Source organism: Nitrincola alkalisediminis (assembly GCF_009821115.1).
GTDB classification, from domain to species: Bacteria; Pseudomonadota; Gammaproteobacteria; order Pseudomonadales; family Balneatricaceae; genus Nitrincola; species Nitrincola alkalisediminis.
Genome location: NZ_VYTY01000001.1, coordinates 209,287 through 226,326, shown reverse-complemented (window position 1 = coordinate 226,326; position 17,040 = coordinate 209,287). Strand labels below are relative to the sequence as shown.

General features: G+C 46.8%; 16 protein-coding genes. 7 read left to right on the top strand and 9 right to left on the bottom strand.

Annotated elements, in window-relative coordinates; genetic code table 11:
• Positions 1–11: 11 nt before the first annotated feature.
• Positions 12–398: a RidA family protein gene (locus F5971_RS01025; protein ID WP_036506539.1), complete on the bottom strand. Its 387-nt coding sequence runs from the start codon at positions 396–398 to the stop codon at positions 12–14.
• Positions 399–637: 239 nt separating this feature from the next.
• Between F5971_RS01025 and F5971_RS01020 the strand changes: the two genes are divergently transcribed.
• Complete coding sequence (locus F5971_RS01020; RefSeq protein ID WP_036506536.1) at positions 638–1,132, top strand: Lrp/AsnC ligand binding domain-containing protein; 495 nt, start codon at positions 638–640, stop codon at positions 1,130–1,132.
• A gap of 37 nt (positions 1,133–1,169) precedes the next feature.
• On the opposite strand, the gene F5971_RS01015 is transcribed toward F5971_RS01020, so the two are convergent.
• The 5 genes from F5971_RS01015 to F5971_RS00995 all read right to left on the bottom strand — a co-directional run bounded on the left by F5971_RS01015 (position 1,170) and on the right by F5971_RS00995 (position 8,549).
• Complete coding sequence (locus F5971_RS01015; RefSeq protein ID WP_193493534.1) at positions 1,170–1,925, bottom strand: sulfite exporter TauE/SafE family protein; 756 nt, start codon at positions 1,923–1,925, stop codon at positions 1,170–1,172.
• Between the two features lie 5 nt (positions 1,926–1,930).
• Entirely contained in the window at positions 1,931–4,060 is a 2,130-nt protein-coding gene (locus F5971_RS01010; RefSeq protein ID WP_036506529.1) for a TRAP transporter permease, read from the bottom strand.
• Between the two features lie 71 nt (positions 4,061–4,131).
• Positions 4,132–5,154, bottom strand: a complete 1,023-nt coding sequence (locus F5971_RS01005; protein ID WP_036506526.1) for a TAXI family TRAP transporter solute-binding subunit — start codon at positions 5,152–5,154, stop codon at positions 4,132–4,134.
• A gap of 249 nt (positions 5,155–5,403) precedes the next feature.
• On the bottom strand, positions 5,404–6,753 hold the full coding sequence (locus F5971_RS01000; protein WP_036506524.1) for a sigma-54-dependent transcriptional regulator: 1,350 nt from the start codon (positions 6,751–6,753) through the stop codon (positions 5,404–5,406).
• On the bottom strand, positions 6,753–8,549 hold the full coding sequence (locus F5971_RS00995; RefSeq protein WP_193493532.1) for a sensor histidine kinase: 1,797 nt from the start codon (positions 8,547–8,549) through the stop codon (positions 6,753–6,755). Before F5971_RS00995 ends, F5971_RS01000 begins: the two co-directional genes overlap by 1 nt.
• A 92-nt stretch (positions 8,550–8,641) precedes the next feature.
• Here F5971_RS00995 and F5971_RS00990 point away from each other — a divergent pair, with 92 nt between their 5' ends.
• Entirely contained in the window at positions 8,642–9,445 is an 804-nt protein-coding gene (locus F5971_RS00990) for an RluA family pseudouridine synthase (protein WP_193493529.1), read from the top strand.
• 55 nt (positions 9,446–9,500) lie between these two features.
• Here the strand turns inward: F5971_RS00990 and ftsZ are convergent, their stop codons facing one another.
• From ftsZ to F5971_RS00975, 3 genes are all read right to left on the bottom strand, one after another.
• Positions 9,501–10,691 (bottom strand): cell division protein FtsZ, encoded by a 1,191-nt coding sequence (ftsZ, locus tag F5971_RS00985; protein ID WP_036506521.1) that lies wholly within the window; start codon positions 10,689–10,691, stop codon positions 9,501–9,503.
• Between the two features lie 46 nt (positions 10,692–10,737).
• Positions 10,738–11,997, bottom strand: coding sequence for a cell division protein FtsA (gene ftsA, locus F5971_RS00980; RefSeq protein ID WP_036506518.1), 1,260 nt, complete (start codon positions 11,995–11,997; stop codon positions 10,738–10,740).
• 445 nt (positions 11,998–12,442) lie between these two features.
• A complete protein-coding gene (locus tag F5971_RS00975) occupies positions 12,443–12,790 on the bottom strand; it encodes a hypothetical protein (protein WP_036506516.1) in 348 nt (115 codons plus the stop codon).
• 114 nt (positions 12,791–12,904) lie between these two features.
• Here F5971_RS00975 and F5971_RS00970 point away from each other — a divergent pair, with 114 nt between their 5' ends.
• From F5971_RS00970 to F5971_RS00950, 5 genes are all read left to right on the top strand, one after another.
• Positions 12,905–13,543, top strand: a complete 639-nt coding sequence (locus tag F5971_RS00970) for an O-methyltransferase (RefSeq protein WP_193493527.1) — start codon at positions 12,905–12,907, stop codon at positions 13,541–13,543.
• A 27-nt stretch (positions 13,544–13,570) separates the two neighbouring features.
• Positions 13,571–15,883: an intermembrane phospholipid transport YdbH family protein gene (locus F5971_RS00965; protein WP_193493525.1), complete on the top strand. Its 2,313-nt coding sequence runs from the start codon at positions 13,571–13,573 to the stop codon at positions 15,881–15,883.
• Positions 15,884–15,957: 74 nt separating this feature from the next.
• Complete coding sequence (locus F5971_RS00960) at positions 15,958–16,158, top strand: YnbE family lipoprotein (RefSeq protein WP_246187750.1); 201 nt, start codon at positions 15,958–15,960, stop codon at positions 16,156–16,158.
• Between the two features lie 11 nt (positions 16,159–16,169).
• The gene (locus F5971_RS00955) at positions 16,170–16,505 is read left to right on the top strand and encodes a YdbL family probable chaperone protein (RefSeq protein WP_036506509.1); all 336 of its coding nucleotides are present in this window, start codon (positions 16,170–16,172) and stop codon (positions 16,503–16,505) included.
• Positions 16,506–16,531: 26 nt separating this feature from the next.
• Positions 16,532–17,038, top strand: coding sequence for a disulfide bond formation protein B (locus F5971_RS00950; protein WP_036506506.1), 507 nt, complete (start codon positions 16,532–16,534; stop codon positions 17,036–17,038).
• Positions 17,039–17,040 lie beyond the last annotated feature (2 nt).

The window sequence follows — 17,040 nt, the reverse complement described above, 5'->3', positions numbered from 1 at the left end:
CTTGCTGTCGATTAACCTAAGTACATGACACCTTCGACTTCAACATCGGCACCTTTTGGCAAGGCTTTTACCGCATACGCCGCACGCGCAGGGTAAGGTGCTGTGAAGTAACGAGACATGATTTCGTTCACAGCGGCAAAGTTGTCTAGATCAGTCAACAAAATGGTTAATTTGACGCAATCATTCAATGATCCGCCGGCTGCTTCCGCAACCGCTTTCAAGTTTTCGAACACGCGCACAGCCTGAGCCTCAAAGCTTTCAGTGACCATTTCCATAGTGGCTGGATCTAAAGGGATTTGACCCGACAAATAGACAGTGTCACCGGCTTTAACCGCTTGAGAGTATGGACCGATTGCCGCTGGCGCGTTTTCAGTTGAAATAATGCTTTTATTAGACATCTGTTTATTTCCTTAACCTGTAGATTTATGTAGATTTAAAGCCTTCGTTTACCAGCCCTTTTCGGCTAGGCAACGCCTATTGTAAACAACCCGACAAAGACTGCCTCTCTCTAGATCATTTTTTATTTCGGCCATAGATTTATTTCTTATTTTAAGACAGAATTAGCAGAAACATTATTTATAATTACTCACGAATCCAGTAATTCTTCTGAAAAACTTATAAAAACAGGAAAATTCAGATGGAAAAGCCCTCAAACAACAATCTTAAAAAGTTAGATCGTATTGATCGCCACATTCTCAATGTATTGCAAAAGGAAGGCCGTATTTCGTATACCGAGTTAGCTGATCGCGTAGGATTATCCACAACCCCCTGCATGGAGCGCGTAAAGAGGCTTGAGCGCAATAAATTCATTATGGGCTACCACGCACATGTCAATCCAACCCTCTTGGGGTATGACATGCTGGTGTTTGTCGAGATTTCGCTATCCTATCAATCCGCTGATGCGTTCGAGCGCTTTAGTAAAGCCGTTATGGAGTTACCCTACATTCTTGAGTGCCATTTGGTCTCAGGTGATGCGGACTACCTGGTCAAAGCCCGTTTAGAAGACATTTCGCACTACCGTGAATTGCTCGGCGATATGCTATTGAAGCTACCTGGAGTCAAAAACTCTAAAAGCTATATCGTGATGGAAAGCGTGAAAGAAAGCCTTGAGCTACCGATCAATCGTGTGTAGGCGCTCCGCATGTACCTGTAAACGCAAAGCTACCTCATTAAAGGAGATCGATAATCAGTTTTACAATGATGATCGCAATAACCGCTAGGGTGAAACGCTGAATCCATTTGGCACCGTCAGGACTTAAGGTTACCCTGGCGGCCATCCAAGCGCCTAACATGCTCCCCACAGCCAAGACCAAACCATAGCTCCAAGCCACATGACCTGAGTAAATAAAAACGCCAAGTGCCGGCACCATATACACCAGCACAATCAAAACCTTGAGGATATTGACCTGAACCAAGTCAATTTTCAGGAGTCGGTACAACATGACAATAAACAAGATGCCAACTGCCACTTGAATAAACCCACCATAAAAACCAATGACCAGCATTGCCAAATAGACCGCTGGGGTTAAATGGCTGTCGTTAAGCGGCTCAGTACGAATATTCTTAGGCTGTGGCATTACCATCAGGATTGAACAGCCCACCATTACGACAATCAAAATCCATTGAAATAACGCATCCCCAACCTGGGTGGCAAGCCATGCGCCAAACAAAGAGCCTAACACAGCCGGAATCGACAATTTCAAGGCAAGCCGCACATCCTTGTGCCCTGCTTTTCTGAAGCGCGTTACAGCGGTTGCATTTTGTAAAACGATCCCGACTCGGTTCGTCCCATTCGCAGTTGCACTATCCAACCCCATAAACATGAGCACTGGCAAGGTAATCATAGACCCGCCTGCCGATATCACATTCATAAAACCGGTTAATCCACCAACGGCAACCAATATAATCGCTTCAATTAACGTCATACCGATTAAGCCGCCTGCAACTTAGGTGGATTGGTTTTGTAACTCCAAGCAAACATTGCAATAAACGCAATCAAGCCCGCGACATCGACCAGAAGCATGCCATGTGGCCACAGCATGGAGAGTCCAATCACGGCTAATACGGCTCGTAGAAACAGATTCAATGGATGCTCCAAATAGCCTTCCATCGCTGCAACCAGCGCATAGACACCAAACAAAGCAAAGAAGAATATTTTAAGTATTTCGATGTTACTGCCGCCAATGAAGCTGGTGTAGGCAAATAACACCGGAATAATGTATAAGCCTTTTGAAATTTTCCAAGCTGTAAAGCCTGTCGCCATAGGAGGGGTTTTCGCAATGGCGGCAGCAGCAAACGCCGTCAGACATACTGGTGGCGTCACGTTTGAGTCTTGTGACAACCAGAAAATAATCATATGTGCGGACAAGAGTGCCATCCCCAATGCATGCGGAGACAGTGCTTGCTGTAACAGGGTTGTTTTAAAATCTGGCGGAACAGCAGCCAACAAAGACTGGGCAGTTTCCGTATCCATTGGCGCACTTAATAGACTCATAGCATCCGGTGCCGCGAGCATAAAGATGGCTTGAGCCTGCTGCGGTAGTTGGCCCGACATTAATAAAGACAGCAACTGACTTTCAGCAATTAATACATAAAGTGCGGGTGCCGATAAAGTTGCCAGCACGATATAAGCTGCAGTAACCGGTAACCCCATGCCTAAAATCAAAGACGCTAACGCAATGAGCACGATGGTAATGAACAAACTACCGCCTGCCCAATCCGTGACTAACAATGAAAAGGTGTTGCCTATACCCGTCGTTGAAACGACATTGACAATCAAGCCGACCGTTAGCAACAGAATCGCGGTGGTCACCATGTTGCGCGTACCCAAGACCAACGAATCCATCACGTCCTTCAATTTCATTGGGTTACTTGATAACCAGGAGGCGACAATCACCGATATGATTGCAATACCCGCTGAATACGTGGGTGTAAATCCATAAATCAGTGCTGCCACCAATACGGCGATAGGTAATAAGCAATGCCATCCCTTCTTGAAGACATCAATCACCTTTGGCGGGTTTTCTTCCACTTTTTGCACACCTGAGCGACGCGCTTCAACGCGAACGAACATTGCAACCGATAAAAAGTACAGCAAAGCAGGCAGAGCCGCATAGGCGATAATCGTGAGGTAAGGCAGCTGGGTGTAAGATGCCATAATAAACGCACCGGCCCCCATAATCGGCGGCATTAACTGACCACCCGTTGATGCGGCGGCCTCAACACCTGCTGCAAATTTTGGTGGAAAACCTGCCTTACGCATTAATGGAATGGTAATCACCCCGGTTGATACCGTATTGGCTACAGATGAGCCCGAAACCGATCCCATTAAGCCAGAACTAAACACAGCAACCAAACCTGGTCCACCAATAAAGCGTCCAGCCACAGCCTTGGCAATATCAATAATAAAGTCCCCCGCACCCGACTTAATTAAAAAGGCACCAAAGAGAATAAACATAAATACGAACGACCAGGAAATATTGGCAATAGACCCCAACATCCCTTCGCCAGCAAAGAAACTACGGTACAGTGTGGTTTCCCAAGTCAGCCCTGGAAAGTGAAACATACCACTGACCCAAGCACCCCAAACGGGAACATAGGTTAGTGCAACAAAGGCCAAAGTTGGAATAAACCATCCTGTTGCTCGTCGAGCAAACTCTAGAATCAACGCCACGGCTAAAATTGAGAAAAACCAATCCCATCCATTAAACACCACGCCTCGCGCATAGAGATTGTTCTCAAACAACATCAGATACAGCGCGCACGAAACAGCTGCCAAACCCAAAAGGATGTCCACAGCCAATACAACTCGCCCCATACGTTGCTGGGTGGTCTTAATAGCGGGAATTGTCAGCGCAGCCAACAAACCAAAAGCCGCAAAATGTATCACGCTATTCCAAAGCTCTGAGACAGTGCCAAGGGTATTGGTATAAATGTGCCATAGCGCAGTAATAATGGCTAAGCCGTAAAAAACTTTGGACAGTATAGGATGCTGCTCGCGTTCGTTGGAAACAGGAGCATCCTCATCACGAATGGATGATAAGTCTGAAGGTGTGTTCATGAGCGTCTCGCTTGTTTTTATATCATCAAGGACTGCTTCGGAGCCTTAACCCCGAAGCAGCTATGCCAGTATTAGTCCACTAGCAAACGAGCAGGAATGTCGATACCTTGCTCTGTCAAGTAACGAGCTGCACCCTTGTGCAAAGGTAAAGGTAGGCCTTCTATCGCTTTTTCAATCGCCATATCCCGTGTGGCTGGGTGAATATTGTTTAGGAAGGGTAAATTTTCGTACATCGCTTTCGTGATTTGGTAAACATGCTCTTCAGGAACATCGGCATTAACCGCTAGAATATTCGGTTGAGAAACCGTGTTGATATCTTCGGTTTGTCCTGGGTAGGTGCCTGCTGGGATAACAAAGCGTGTCCAAAGCTCAAAGTCGGAGTTAACCTGCTGAATTTGCTCATCGGTAAAGTCCAGCACCTTGATATCGCGTGCCATATTGGCAAAAGCACTCGTTACAGCCGCCGCTGGAGCGCCTGCAGGAATATTCATCGCGCGAATCGTTCCATTCTGCATGCCTTCTGCTGAAGGACCGTAGCCCATGTAGGCCAAATTCAGCGAATCAGGATCAATGCCCACACCCTTCAGAATCTGACGACCTGACCCTTCTGTACCGGAGTTACGAGCGCCAATAGAGAAACCGCTGTTGCCCAAATTTCCGATGTCCGTAATCGTGCCAGTCGTTACATGGCGATTGTGGATTACGAAATGTTCAACGTTCTGCCACAACATACTGACAGAGCGAATGTTTTCGTACTGCTTAGGTACATCACCTGTTCCCGTCCAAGCCCAACCACCATAAAGCCCCTGGAGGATTGAAAACTGAACTTGATTTTCATCCATTAGCTTAAGGTTTTCGCCTGATCCTGCAGAGCTGATGGCTGAAACACTGATGCCCATCGTTGGCTCAAGTTTCACTTTAACGAGCGTGGCCAATGCAACACCGACAGGGTAGTAAGTACCACCCGTTGTTGCCGTTGCCATGATGTAGGAAGCACCACCCGTTTGTGCGGAGGCAGTTGCAGAGAAACCTACGGTAGTGGCTAACGCTAAGGACAAAGCAGATTTTAGAAGTGTACGCTTAGACAGTTTCATTATCTTTATTCCTCATCTGCATAAACCGAATATTATTGTTTTGAGAATGAGGGCATTCCCAATGTGCAGACACAAGGGAGCAACACATCGGTCTTAGTTAAAGCAGAAAATGTGCCAACATCATCTAATCTATTGTTTTGTATAAACAAGACCTTCTATTTTGAGCAGATAGCACTTCGATTAGGTGTATTCTAGGCAACAAATGGCTTACCTGCGCAATCAGCATCGGCCATTTATTGCTTATGGGTTTCAAGAAAAGGAACCATCATCCGAACACACCGCCTCTCTGCGCAATCCGTGGCGCAACATTTTTTGATTTAATGTTCGTCGCGGCAACTTTAGCTCGTCCATAACGGCCTGGATATTACCCTGATGCCGAACCAAGGACTGACTGATTAAAATACGCTCGTAGGCGGCAACCAAATCGGCCAATCCACCTTCCTCACCTTGAGCGACTTCATCTTGATGATACAGCCCTAGTGCAAATCGCATTGCAACATTTCGTAACTCGCGCACATTGCCACGCCAAACATTCTGCAGCAATTGACGCACATAAGCCGAATCTGGCTCATGAAGTTCAACCCCATGCACATCACAGGTCTGGCGAACAAAATGCCTGAACAGCAACATAATATCCTCTTTACGATCTCGCAAAGGAGGAATGGACAACTCGGCAATGGCCAAACGATAGTACAAATCTTCCCTAAAGGCACCTTTGGCCGACAACTCCAACAAATCCACCTTAGTCGCGGCAACAATGCGTAAATCAACCTGTATCAAGGTATTGCTACCTACACGCTCTAACTGCTGCTCCTGAATGACTCGAAGCAACTTGATCTGAGCGTCCATCGGCATTGACTCAATTTCGTCCAAAAAAAGCGTCCCACCACTGGCCAGCTCTAACTTGCCTTCACGCTTTTCGATGGCACCGGTAAATGCTCCCTTCTGATGGCCAAACAACTCAGATTCAATTAAATCTTTTGCCAAGGCCCCACAATTAATGGCAACAAAGGGTTTTTCACGTCTTGTGCTTGCTTCATGGATACAACGCGCCACCACTTCTTTACCTGCCCCTGTTTCCCCCCGAATCAACACGTGGGTCTGCGTACAGGCTAAGCGACGTATGTGATGACGCAATTGCTGAATCGATCCACTATTGCCCATGAGGATTCTAGCTAGCGAGTCTTCTGTTTGCTCCTTAAGCGCTGCATTCTCAAGTTGCAATTGACGCGTCATCAAGGCTCGACGTATGACCTCTTCCAAGCGCTCTGGGTCAAAGGGCTTCTCGATAAAGTCCCAAGCTCCCCGTCGCATTGCATCGACCGCCATCGGGATATCCCCTTGACCTGTCAGCAAAATTACAGGCAGTTGTGGACTCTTTTTATGCAACGCGTCCATAAAACTCAGCCCATCCATGTTGGGCATACGAATATCGCTGACAACAACGCCAGGATACTGATCGTCTATCTCTAGCAATGCCTTAGCTGGATCTGACCAAGCATTGACAGTAAGCCCCGATAACTCTAACCATTGAGTGGTCGCCTCCAGCACAGCCGGATCATCATCCACCATTGCGATTTTTAATGTATCTACTGTCATCAGGATATCTCACATTTTAAACTATCGATTGCAGGCAATTTAACTTCAAAGGCAGCACCACCCATGTGCGCACGTTCAACGCGAATATGTCCACCCATATCTTGGATCAACCCGTAGCATATGAAGAGACCCAACCCCATGCCCTCTCCGGCTGCTTTTGTGCTGTAAAAGGGATCGAACAGTCGATCAATCCGTGCTTCATCGAAGTGTTCACCATTGTCAGCCAGACTGAGTATCCAGTGCTCATCCTGACGCCATAATTGAATTTCAATTTTCGCATGACCCAAAGTCGCCGTTGCATCTAAGGCATTGCTGAGTAGGTTTAATAAAATTTGCTCTATCCGCGTGGCATCGGCTCTAATCCAAGCTTCATTCGGCAACCTAAGCACCACTTCAACCGCCTGAGTGTCGATTCGTGCACTCAGCATATCTAAGACAAAATGCAATCGATCCACCCAATTCACAGGCTGTAACTGCTGAGGAGATTCTCGAACAAAGACTTTCATTTGTGTAATAATCTGACTCATGCGATCGATCAGCGTGAATACCTTATCCAGCGTGGGCGCAACGGATGCATAGCGCTCAGTATCGAGAAGCTTTTTGGCCGTAGCCGTGTAGGTTCGAATAGCCGTAATCGGCTGATTAAGTTCATGTGCTATCCCGGCAGATAAGGTGCCTAAGGCCGCCAACTTACCCGCTTGCACCAGTTCGCGTTGAGCATTCTGCAATTCAAGACTGCGAGCATTCAGCTCAGCGGTTCGCTCTTGCACCTGAAACTCCAAGGTATCATTTGCTTCTCTAAGCGCTTTTTCTGCAACCAGAGCCGCTTGCGTTCGTCGACTGCGCTCCCTTAGCCATAAACCTCCCATTAAAAGGAGCACATAGAGCACCAGAACAAGACTTGTCACCAAGGCTGACACCTTATAAAGCGATTGAACTGGAACCATGTAGACAATTGTCCAGCCTAACCGAGTTAATGGATATTCAGCCATCACATAATCCGCATCCCGCTCATCACCAACCGACACTCGATAATGACTGTCGTATTCGCGCCCTAGAGGTTGCAACTCCACATCAAAGAACTGACGTCCCTGCTGAATCCAAAGCGCCTGCTCTTCAGACAACTCCGCGAGCATTTTGTACTTCCAACCTGGATGGCTCGACAACACTACAACCTGATTCGCATCGATCACCAAAACATGCTCAGCTGCCAAGGTCCAGTCCGCTTGTAAAGGCTCTAGATCGACTTTGACGACAGCAACTCCTAACAGTCGCCCTGCGGCATTGACAACCTGCTGTGATAAGAAATAACCCGGCAACCCTGTTGTTGTTCCAATCGCAAAGAACTCACCCCGACCGTGATTCACTGCATCTAAGTAGTAGGGCCGATAAGCGTAATTATTGCCAACGAAGCTACCCTCTTCCAAATAATTACTGGAAGCCAACGTAAGCCCTTCAGTGTCCAATAAATAGAGTGTGTCTGCACCGGACGCGTCTCGGGCACTCACCAAAAAATCTTGAATACGTTCGATATGTTCGTGATTTTCCATATCGGTTAGCAGGTTTTGCACCCTAGGTTGTTTGGCCAACATCCAGGGTAAGTAATCAAATTTTTCAATGGCTCCTTCAAAGCTACTGGCGTACAAGCTCAACCGCTCTTGGGCTCTTGCCAAGGCCTCTTCTTTTGCAAAATGGTAGGCCTGCCAAGCTGTTAACACCATTAAAATGGGCAACAGCAGCAAACCAAAAAACCAAAAACGTCGGTACTCAAAAAATGAACGACGAGCCAAACTCATAGGCTAATTTCCTGACAGTCCACAAAATAACACTCTATAATACCCACCAATCAATTTAAATCACGGCCTTTAAGCCATCATAGGTGTTGGATGTGACTCAGCCCATTAAAGTAACCTATCAACTGACCCCTGATGACCAAGGCATCCTCGCCATTGATCTTCTCAGTCGACTCACGAACTTACCAAAGCTTCGACTCAAAGATGCGATGAGTAAAGGTGCTGTTTGGTTAAAACGCAAAAAACAACTGCGCTTGAGGCGAATCAAAGAACCCCTGAGAAGCGGCGATGTACTGTCAATTTACTATGACGACGCTTTGTTGAGCTTGGCACTGCCTGACGGGATACACTGCCTAGAACAAAACCGCTTTTACAGCGTTTGGTTTAAGCCCGCAGGCGTTATGTCACAGGGCACACAATTTGGCGACCATTTATCTCTGCTGCGATACGTAGAAGTCGCCACACAACGCCCCGTATTTCTTATCCATCGCTTAGACAAAGAAACGCAAGGAATAATGCTCATTGCCCACCAACCCAAAAGTGCCGCGGCATTAACCTCACTGTTTACCGAGCATAAAATACGCAAAATTTACACGGCCGAAGTGCTTGGCAAAGTCGATAGTAAAGGAGAAATGGCATTTCCTATAGACGAAAAGCCTGCACACACTTTATACGAATGCATGGCCTATGATGACACCTTAAATATCAGCCATGTAAGAATAGAACTAAAAACGGGGCGAACGCATCAGATACGCCGTCATTTCGATATGATTGGCCACCCTGTCATAGGAGACCCTCGCTATGGAAAAGGGAATAAAAACACCCAAGGGTTAAAGCTAACCGCATCGGAGCTGATATTTACCTGTCCATTTACCCATGAAGAAAAGCATTTCGCTTAAACAAAAAAACCGCCCTAAAACTAGGGCGGCTAACCTGGATGGTTAAAAAGTTACGTCAGTCAGCTTGACGACGTAAAAAAGCAGGTATATCTAGAAACTCCATATCGTCCGTGCCAGTTCTCTTAGTGGGCTCTGAGCTGGCGCTTTTTTCTTCGGCTCTTTTGACTTGAAAACGCTCTTCGCGACGAGCAGGTCTCATTCCGCTGGGCATCTCAACCTGTGTCGAAACGGATGCACTTCTGACTGCACGCATGCGCATACCGCTGTTCACCACTTGCTTGACTTCTTGAGCCTTGCATAGACCGGTTGCTACAACAGTGACCTTAATTTCATCACTCATTTCAGGGTCAATAACCGTACCTATTACAATGGTAGCGGTATCTGAAGCGTATTCTTCGATGATGTTACCCACTTCAGTAAACTCACCCAGACTGAGATCCAGCCCTGCGGTAATGTTCACTAAGATGCCACTTGCCCCTTTTAAATCCACGTCTTCAAGCAATGGGCTGTTGATTGCAGCCTCTGTTGCAATCGTGGATCGAGCATCACCGCGACCAACACCCGTTCCCATCATGGCCATGCCCATCGATGACATCACGGTGCGCACGTCCGCAAAGTCAACGTTAATCATGCCTGGACGAATAATCAGATCAGCTATCCCTTGAACAGCGCCTCTTAAGACATCATTCGCGATCTTAAATGCTTCGATCAAACTGGTATTACGACCCAGTACTGGCAGCAATTTTTCGTTTGGAATGATGATTAGTGAGTCAACGCTTTCTTGCAATTCACGGATGCCATCTTCAGCAATCTTCATCCGCTTACGCCCTTCAAATGGGAAAGGCTTAGTAACAACGGCAACGGTCAAAATGCCCATTTCCTTCGCCACCTGAGCCACGATTGGCGCAGCACCTGTCCCCGTGCCACCGCCCATGCCTGCCGTAATAAACACCATATCAGCACCCGACAAAGACTGAGCAATACGATCACGATCCTCTTGTGCTGCAAGGCGTCCAACATCTGGGTTTGCACCGGCACCCAATCCCTTGGTCAACTCACTGCCAATGTGCAAAGCCGTTCGCGTCGCTGATTTAGCAAGCGCTTGAGCATCGGTGTTTGCACAAATAAACTCAACACCTTCTACCTCAGAGATCAACATGTGCTCAACAGCGTTGCCGCCACCGCCGCCCACTCCGATCACTTTGATCACCGCGCTCTGCGGCACGCTATCCAACAGTTCAAACATTTATTACCTCCAGGTTTTTTCCCACTCTATTGGTGGGTGTAAATCATTAAAAATTGCCTTGAAACCATGTCTTGATTTTTTGCATCATTTTTTTCTTCGGGGGTATTTCAACCGGATGCCGAGCTGTTTCAGGCACCGTTAGACCTGACTCATTCACCGTGCCTTGAGACAACCTTGCATAGTGCAGCAAGCCAATACTGGTGGCATACGCAGGATTATGCAGTAAGCTCTCCATCCCGCGAACGCCATCAGGCACGGCCAAACGCACAGGCATATGAAAAATTTCTTCCGCAAGTTCAACAGCACCTTCCATGCGAGATGTGCCACCCGTTAATACGATTCCTGCCGCCACCATATCTTCATAACCGGAACGACGAAGTTCGGTCAAAACCAGATTGAAGAGTTCTTCATAACGCGGCTCAACCACTTCGGCCAATGACTGACGTGATAAGTTACGTGAAGGACGATCCCCAACACTGGGCACTTGTATGGTTTCGTCTGCTTGAGCTAGCTGTGATAAAGCACAAGCATACTTAATTTTAATTTTTTCGGCATGCTGAGTCGGGGTGCGCAGTGCCATTGCAATATCGTTGGTCACCTGATCACCAGCGATTGGAATCACCGCCGTATGACGAATAGCACCCGCTGTGAACACGGCTATATCGGTCGTACCTGCGCCAATATCAACCATGCAAACGCCTAGATCTTTTTCATCTTCGGTCAGCACTGAATAACCTGACGCCAACTGTTGCAAAACGATGGCATCAACTTCTAAATCACAGCGACGAATGCATTTTTCAATATTCTGAATCGCGTTCGTTGCACCGGTTACCAGATGCACTTTCGCTTCTAAGCGAACACCAGACATTCCCAGAGGCTCTTTAATGCCCTCTTGGTTATCGATCATGTACTCTTGTGGAAGAATATGAATGATTTTTTGGTCAGCCGGAATAGCAACCGCCCGGGCGGCATCAATCACTCGTTCCAGGTCTTGCTCTGTTACCTCACGGTCACGCACAGCCACAATGCCATGTGAATTGAGACTATTGATATGGCTGCCTGCAATCCCAGCCGTGACGGAGTGAATTTTACAACCCGCCATCAACTCAGCTTCTTCAACGGCTCGTTGAATAGCACTGACGGTGGATTCAATATTGACAACGACGCCCCGTTTTAACCCTGTCGATGGGTGGGTGCCAACGCCAACTGTTTCAATAGTGCCATCCGGGCGTAGTTCACCCACAAGACATACCACTTTAGATGTCCCGATATCGAGGGCGACAATCATGTTGTTAACAGTCAACATAGTTTTGATAGGTTCTCAAGGTCAAAGCCTGTATCTAACGGCCGTTTATTATTCACACGCAAATTACAGGCCAACTTTAATTAGCACAGGATAAAAACTTTCCAATGCTAATTATCACCGAGTCTGCCGCCTATATTCAACTTTTTTTTAGCCTATAAAAACGGCAAAAATTTGCCGCTCTATACGGCAAACCTTTGTGTTTTCAATAAACTAGCTCCTTTAGACATGAACAAGGTTGCCGATCAAAAAATATCCAATCTAAAATAATTCATTCATCAAGAAATATTTTCAATCAAGATCTCTTTTTGAATAATCGGCAAAAAATCAAATTTTAATCTTGATAAATCAAAGTAAAATCAAAATTAAATTTTGATTTTTCAAGAAAAATTATGAGCATGTCTGGATTTTTTTCAGTCCATTTTTCAATCAGCAAAAAACACAGGCTTCACCACATGACATAAAGTACAGGGATTGAAATCAACGCCGCCGCACCAGAAATGAACACATTACGCAGGTCTCCAAGCTTATGCAGCACCAAAAAGTGCGCGACTGGAAAAGAAACAAACACGCTGCTTAAAGGAATCCACCAGTCTAAACGCGAAAAACCATAGGCCAATGCACCGATTAATGTCAGTGCAGATACATTTCCTAATACCATCACAAACACCAACCCTTGTTGCGACTGTAACAACTTAGGCTTTTGCTCTTCGGGTAGTTTGTTCAATGCGCCCGCACTGAGTGCAGCTGACATAGAAAACACACCGGCTAACAAAAAAATAAAGACGGGATCCACTTTTACACTCCTCTTTTAGATACTCGCCCGCCATTGTACGACAAAGCCGCTCCTATCACGTAATTAATGATACAATCTTCTGCTTAAGACATCCTTTGCTGCCTTTGGTGACCCATGCCCGACTATCTCGTTGATGAAGCCGTAGAAGATTACGCATTTATTAGCACTCAAAAAGAACCCGAACTGCTCCAAGAGCTCATTGACACCACCAATGCTCAAATGGGGTGGCCCCAGAAGCTGTCTGGGCGTTTGGTTGGCCGCACACTCAAGCTTCTATCGTCATTAGTGCAACCGACACACGCGCTCGAAATTGGCATGTTCACAGGCTATTCTGCCTTATCGATTGCCGAAGGCATGCCGGATCATGGACGTTTACTCTGTTGTGAAACCAATCCACGCGCAATTGACATGGCCAAATCATTTTTCGCACGAAGCGAACACGGCCATAAAATCGATGTCGCATTCGGGCGCGCCCTGGAAACGCTCAATACCATTGATTACGAACTGGACTTTACGTTTATTGATGCCGATAAACGCAGCTACCTTGAATACTACGAAGAAGTCAAAAAACGCACGCGCTCCGGCGGCTTGATTATACTCGACAACGTCCTCTGGTCGGGCAAAGTTTTGCAGCCCGAGTCAGAATTAGACGATATACTGGTAGAAACCAACCATCGAATCGCGAACGACCCTGACGTTGAGAATGTGTTTTTAACCGTCCGCGATGGGCTCAACGTTGTCCGTAAACGCTAATGATCTAAATTCAGCAGGAGCAGATGAATGAAAACGTTGATGTATCTATGTCTCTGTTTGCTGCTCCTGATTCTGGCACTTGTTACCTCTAGCCTGTTTTTTCTCCCTCAAATAACCCGGTACGCCTTACCCTTATGGCTTGAAAAACAGGGATTTGAGAAGATTCACTTTGAAATGTCGCCAGTTGCGATGGACCGGATTCATCTTAACCAGCTCTGTTTTTCGCAAACAGACGTCACCCAAACACTTCACATTTGTCTAGACAACAGCCTGCTGTCCTTTAACCTTAAGCCGCTTCTTCAACAACAAAGCTTGCCTAGCCTCCATATCGAGCATGCATCCATTCAAATAGAGCAACACGTCCTGTCCGAGCAGGAAACACAGTTCGATCTCTGGCTATCTGAGTTTATTAACACGGAGCGACTGCCTCTGCTCCCACTAGAGCATCTTGAGATAGAAAAGCTGACCTTTGAATGGCAAAACCCGAATCAGCATTATGAAATTGAAGGCCGCCTTAGCCTTAATGATGAACGCTGGTACAGTAACCTTCATGTGCGACAACAAGGCCAGTCACTGATTGATGCTGAGATTAAAGTTACCCAGTCGCTTGAAACCTACTTGCTGTTGAATTACGAAGACCGCCCTTTGTATGAAATGAGCGGACATTTGGCACATCAAGAAGACCATTGGCTACTAAACTTGGGTCACATATTGCATGCAGATGTTGCCATAAACTGGCTTCAAACTCAGCATGAAATTACGATAGATCTGCCTGAGTTTAAACAGGCTCAACTGATCGGGAGCACTCATATTCTACTGCCCGATTACTGGCAAGGCAGCCTTATCGAGAGCTTAAGCCAGATTCAAATCGATGCGTCCCTGGGAGTTCACTTAGATCTTTCGACACCTCATCTGCAGAGTCAAACAGCACAACTCATGTTAAATGCCACGGCAAGGCTTGAGTCTGGGCAATTGAAAGCCCAACTCATTGAGGGAGCTTCCATTCACTTAAATGAACTCACCTTTGGTGATTTTTACACGCCCTCACTCTACCTGCAGCTTTTATCAAATCTAGAGCTTGAATTCGATCTGCTGCATGGCGAGCCTTGGCGATATGGACCGAGCCGATGGATTATGAACGGTCAACAGCCCCAACTGAAGGCGTTGGATGACCTGCAAGCGCTGCCTCTACTCCTAAGCCTGGAAGCCGGTAATGCCAACACGGGCGTTAAAGGGCGTGCAAGCATTCCATCGTTGCGTATATCGCCACCTGGAAGAACACTGCCTATTTTAAGCATTGAGGGGCCATTTCAACTCAACAAGACACGTGACTCAATTACAGGCAGAGCATCTGTTAAAACTCAAGATCTCCCCTTACAGTTGGATGCCAATTACCAGTACAACACTCAGGGGGCTGGTTTTCTGAACTGGACTCTGGCGCGTTACGCGTTGCAAGGCCAGACACCCGTACTGAAACGCTTTTTACCTGAGCTGCCCGCCAAACTTGATTTGGCACAAGGCAATCTAACGCACAACGCGAGTCTCCGGTTTAGTGCAAACCGCTGGTCGCTGCAAGCGAACACCGAACTCACCTCTGGAGTGGTCAACTACGGCGAAATCTATGCTCAGAACGTTGATTGGAAAAGCCAGTTTAGTCTCGATTCAACTGGCCAGTTTCAAGATCAGGGCAATCTATTACTGGAGTATGCCAACATTGGACTGCCGATCACATCCTCAGGTATTCACTATCAATACCGAGGCAATACGAGCAATACTAACACCCACCAGTTACGCCTTGAGTCACAGAAACTGTTTTTACTCGGGGGAGAAATTTATCTACCCGCCATACAAGTTAATCCTTTAAACCCCAATAGTATTTTTCTAGTCAGCATCCGCGACATTCAACTATCATCCATTCTTGAACTTTATGCGCAACAAGGACTCTATGGTGAAGGGACGATTGATGGACAACTTCCCATACAGATTACCCCCTTGGGCATTAGCATTACGCGCGGTAATTTAGGTAGCGTTATACCGGGAGTCATTCGTTACACACCCAGTCATGGGGTAGGAGCAGCAGCCAGCAGCAATATTGGCCTGCGTTTGGCGTTAGATGCGCTAACTGATCTGAGATATACCCTATTGGATTTAGAAGTAAACTACCAACCCTCGGGGGATGCACACTTAATCGCACGCCTGCAGGGCAATAATCCAAACTGGCAACAAGGACGTCCTATCGACCTCACACTGAGTGTTGAAGAGAATATTCTAGACCTTCTAACGGCCTTGCAAATCAGCAACCGAATCACCGATTCACTGGATCGACGATTTAGGCGGTGAAAAACATCTCTGTTTAGTATAGGTTAAGCATGCATCCCTTAGTCTAACCGTAAGAGGATTTAACATTGGAGAAGATGATGATGAAAACGCAGTTGCTTACAGCAAGCACGCTTACCTTGCTGCTTATGATGGTAGGCTGCACACCTACCGTGCAGGTTGCTGCGCCGACTGACCCAATTACGATCAATCTGAATGTTAAAATCCAGCATGAAATTTTAGTAAAAGTTGATCGTGAGATTGATGCATTACTTGAACAAAACAGCGACCTTTTCTGAGGACAATGATGATGTCTAAATCGATTAAAACATTTTTTGCCATAGCGGCCCTTCTCATCGTTGCTTTTCCCGCTTGGGCACTGTCTTTAGAACAAGCAAAAAGCCAGGGTTTAGTTGGAGAGCAACTCAATGGCTATCTAGGTGCAGTTGGAAACTCGCCCTCGGCTGAGGTTCGAAACCTGGTTAACTCCATCAACCAACAACGTAACGAACTCTACAAACAACGCGCGCGCGAGTCGTCTGTGACATTGGATGTTTTCGAAGCACGTGCAGGTGAACGACTGAGAGAACGCGCCAACAGTGGCGAATTCATCCAAGACTCAAACGGACAATGGCGTCGTAAATAATTCACGACTCGTATAAGGAGGTTGTTTTGTTCAGTTACCGCCAACTCAATTTTTTAGGGCTTGTATTGTGCGTCGGCGCAATGGCCTTCGCCCTACTTTTTCTTCAAAACCACTTAGGTCTCGAACCCTGCCCGTTATGCATTGTGACACGCATCATCGTCATCAGCCTCGCCGTGGTGTTTTTACTCGCCTTCTTACACAATCCTAACAGCGGTGGCCAGAAGTTCTATGCGGGGCTCAACCTGATAATCGCAATCACCGGACTTGGCGTTCAGCTGCGCCACGTTTGGCTGCAAAACCTGCCCGCCGATGAGGTACCCGCTTGCGGCCCGGGATTGGAATACCTTATGGATACCTTACCCCTGGTCTCTGTCCTTAAACATGTTTTCAGTGGCTCGGGGGAATGCGCTGAAATTGATTGGACATTTATGGGACTGAGCATTCCAGCCCAAACCGCACTCTTGTTTGTTGTATTGCTTGCGTTAATTTTGACAATTTTAAAGAAAAAGACCAAGCGCCCCTTATTCGGTTAACC

Excerpts from the sequence above, each read along its gene's own strand:
- F5971_RS01025 (WP_036506539.1), bottom strand. The coding sequence starts at position 398 with ATGTCTAATAAAAGCATTATTTCAACTGAAAACGCGCCAGCGGCAATC.
- F5971_RS01020 (WP_036506536.1), top strand. The coding sequence starts at position 638 with ATGGAAAAGCCCTCAAACAACAATCTTAAAAAGTTAGATCGTATTGAT.
- F5971_RS01015 (WP_193493534.1), bottom strand. The coding sequence starts at position 1,925 with ATGACGTTAATTGAAGCGATTATATTGGTTGCCGTTGGTGGATTAACC.
- F5971_RS01010 (WP_036506529.1), bottom strand. The coding sequence starts at position 4,060 with ATGAACACACCTTCAGACTTATCATCCATTCGTGATGAGGATGCTCCT.
- F5971_RS01005 (WP_036506526.1), bottom strand. The coding sequence starts at position 5,154 with ATGAAACTGTCTAAGCGTACACTTCTAAAATCTGCTTTGTCCTTAGCG.
- F5971_RS01000 (WP_036506524.1), bottom strand. The coding sequence starts at position 6,753 with ATGACAGTAGATACATTAAAAATCGCAATGGTGGATGATGATCCGGCT.
- F5971_RS00995 (WP_193493532.1), bottom strand. The coding sequence starts at position 8,549 with ATGAGTTTGGCTCGTCGTTCATTTTTTGAGTACCGACGTTTTTGGTTT.
- ftsZ (WP_036506521.1), bottom strand. The coding sequence starts at position 10,691 with ATGTTTGAACTGTTGGATAGCGTGCCGCAGAGCGCGGTGATCAAAGTG.
- ftsA (WP_036506518.1), bottom strand. The coding sequence starts at position 11,997 with ATGTTGACTGTTAACAACATGATTGTCGCCCTCGATATCGGGACATCT.
- F5971_RS00970 (WP_193493527.1), top strand. The coding sequence starts at position 12,905 with ATGCCCGACTATCTCGTTGATGAAGCCGTAGAAGATTACGCATTTATT.
- F5971_RS00965 (WP_193493525.1), top strand. The coding sequence starts at position 13,571 with ATGAAAACGTTGATGTATCTATGTCTCTGTTTGCTGCTCCTGATTCTG.
- F5971_RS00960 (WP_246187750.1), top strand. The coding sequence starts at position 15,958 with ATGATGATGAAAACGCAGTTGCTTACAGCAAGCACGCTTACCTTGCTG.
- F5971_RS00955 (WP_036506509.1), top strand. The coding sequence starts at position 16,170 with ATGTCTAAATCGATTAAAACATTTTTTGCCATAGCGGCCCTTCTCATC.